This is a genomic window from Cupriavidus sp. 8B (assembly GCF_054589115.1).
The window spans coordinates 1-2,391 of the sequence record NZ_BAAILO010000595.1 but is presented as its reverse complement, the minus strand read 5'-3'; the positions used below and the strand labels follow the sequence as shown (position 1 = coordinate 2,391).

The following is a 2,391-nucleotide window of genomic DNA, read 5'->3' as shown; positions in this document are numbered from 1 at the left end:
CAATCTGGTCGACCTACGCGCTCAGCCAGTACAAGACGAACAAGAAGATCGACGCCGCGCTGAACGCACGGCGCTAGACGCGCACGCGCCCTTGACATTGGCGTGGCGCCAGTAGGATGGACTTATGCGATCCGAGGGCGGGCCGCAGTGTTCAATATTTAGAAGGGAAGAAAAATGCAAAATAAGATCAAACTGACTCTCTCCGCGATCTCGGTCGCTTCGCTCCTCGCGCTGGCTGCCTGCGGTGGCGGTGGCGACGGCGGTGGCTCGTCGACCCCGGCCGCAGTCACGCCGGCACCGACCCCAGCGCCGCCGCCCCCGACCATCGTCGTGCAAGGCTCTGCGCCTACTGTCACCGCGGACCCGATGGCGGTCGTTTTCGTACCCCAAACCGAGACTTCTACCAAGTCGGTGCTTCAGTCCATCGCCTCCAACGCTTTCCCGGGTTCGCTGCAGAAGGCAACGGCCGAAGGCGGCTACAAGCAAATTGGGATCGACGCCAACAGCCTGATTTCGCTGACGACCGGCAAGATTGTCGACGTGGCCGGTAATGGTGACTTCGCTATTGGTCGCTGGACGGACGGTTCGAGCAGCATCGGGAGCTTCAGCGTGAACCAGGGCGCCCACTATGTCGTGGGCAAGCCCCTCAAGCTGGTTCCGGATCTAAACCCGCTGATCCCCGACACAAAGGCCACTTGCTCTCTGATTGCGAGTACGAGTCCGACTGCTGTTAGCGGCAATTTCGCACCCGGCAAGGTCAATACAGCAACTGCCGTCGTCAGCCTGAAGTTTGCTTCGCTAGACTCACTCTCTATCGATCTGGCAATCGGATCGGACGCCCACGCAACCGCGAACGCGACCGCTACTGCGCTAGAAGGAGTTCTGCAATCCCAAGGCTTCATGCGTCACGTTGAAACTATGGGTACTTCTCAAACTAAGCCGCTGCTCGCCATCGGCTACGCCATGCCCACGCCGTCCAGCGGCGACGTCACCGGCGTAGTCGTGCTCCAATGCCAGTAATCTGTAAAGCCTAAATAGCAAAAGAGCCGGGTAATGCCGGCTCTTTTGCATTGGAACGACCTCAGCCTCCGCCGCTACTGCAATTCACGTTGTCCCTGGCAAAAAATTGCCGGCTCGACCCGTTCGCGTAATAGATCGTGTAGACGATGCCCGAAGCATTCCCAAACGGGTCTCCGAACGCTTCTGAGCCGCACGTATGGTACATAGCCGTAAAGTCGGCTATGCCCGTGCCCCCTGAGGCAGCCCGCCAAACGCCAGACTGGCACGACAGAATCCGCCCGTTCGGATCGCTACGGATCGCGCCCTGCGGATCGCCGCAGCCCCAGCCATCCCAGACCTGTGCGCCGCCTCCGGTGGAAGGCACGACGGCACCTGCGGCATAGAGATAGCCGCTGGCACGAACGGAGCCTGATGAAGCCACATCGCCATAGGACTGCACGCTGTTTGTGTAGACGCCTGCGGCAGAGAGATTCCCCGCCACTGCCGCACTTCCATTGGACTGCACGTAATTTCCGTACACACCATTTGCGCTCGCATTCCCAGCGACCGAAGCATCGCCATTAGAACGTAGGGCGCCTCCGGTCACGGTGCCATTTGCCGATACCGCCCCATTTGACTGCAAGTTCCCAACCGCGTTCATCGACTGGTTGTTCGCGTCCATCGGACCGGTCAGATTCAATGAGCCATCCCGCTTGTAGAACTGGTTCATGCTCTGCGCCAGGAGCGACGTGTTGCCCACCCGCATCATCAGCACGCCGGCGTCCCCGCCCGAAAGCGGATTGGGCGCAGACCAGCTCGCGGCCATCCCGGTGATGACCGCAGGGCTCTCCGCGTAGGACACGCCAGCATCGACGCCAGCGGCCGCGACAACCGTAGCCATCTGGTCGGTACGAATGTTGCCGCTGGCATCACGGTATGCTGTAGTCGAGTACATCCTCCCAGGGATGGTGCAATTCGTCAGACCCGCGCTGCAGTTGGTCGGCACCAGGTCCACACGAAAGGACAGCCCGAGCGGGCTAGTATCGCTGAACCCGATCGGCAGCAATTTCAGGTTAATCAGATCCTGCACCGTGGGGTGAAGCGGGCTAGCGACAGTCGCCGATACGCTGCCCGCATTGATCGTCGTCGGCCCATTCGGACTGGCGGCGAGCACCGTCATGTTGTCGAAGACGTAAGTATTGACGGCACTCGCCACATTGGACATGTACTGGCCAGTACCGGTGGCCAACGCGTCGTCAATGAGGTTGTTGGTGTTATGAATCATCACAGCAGCGCCAATCGCCGCGACGGATAGTTGAAGCGCTGCTTCGGTCAGAAACATCTAGCCTACCTCCTAGTGGAACGCCGCCCTGCACGAGGCACGGCGGCGGC

General features: G+C 60.4%; 2 protein-coding genes. One reads left to right on the top strand and one right to left on the bottom strand.

Annotated elements, in window-relative coordinates:
- Positions 1 to 174: 174 nt before the first annotated feature.
- Positions 175 to 1,020: a hypothetical protein gene (locus ACYP5B_RS49810; protein WP_459574855.1), complete on the top strand. Its 846-nt coding sequence runs from the start codon at positions 175 to 177 to the stop codon at positions 1,018 to 1,020.
- A gap of 61 nt (positions 1,021 to 1,081) precedes the next feature.
- Here the strand turns inward: ACYP5B_RS49810 and ACYP5B_RS49805 are convergent, their stop codons facing one another.
- The gene (locus tag ACYP5B_RS49805) at positions 1,082 to 2,341 is read right to left on the bottom strand and encodes an adhesin (RefSeq protein WP_459574854.1); all 1,260 of its coding nucleotides are present in this window, start codon (positions 2,339 to 2,341) and stop codon (positions 1,082 to 1,084) included.
- Positions 2,342 to 2,391: the final 50 nt, after the last annotated feature.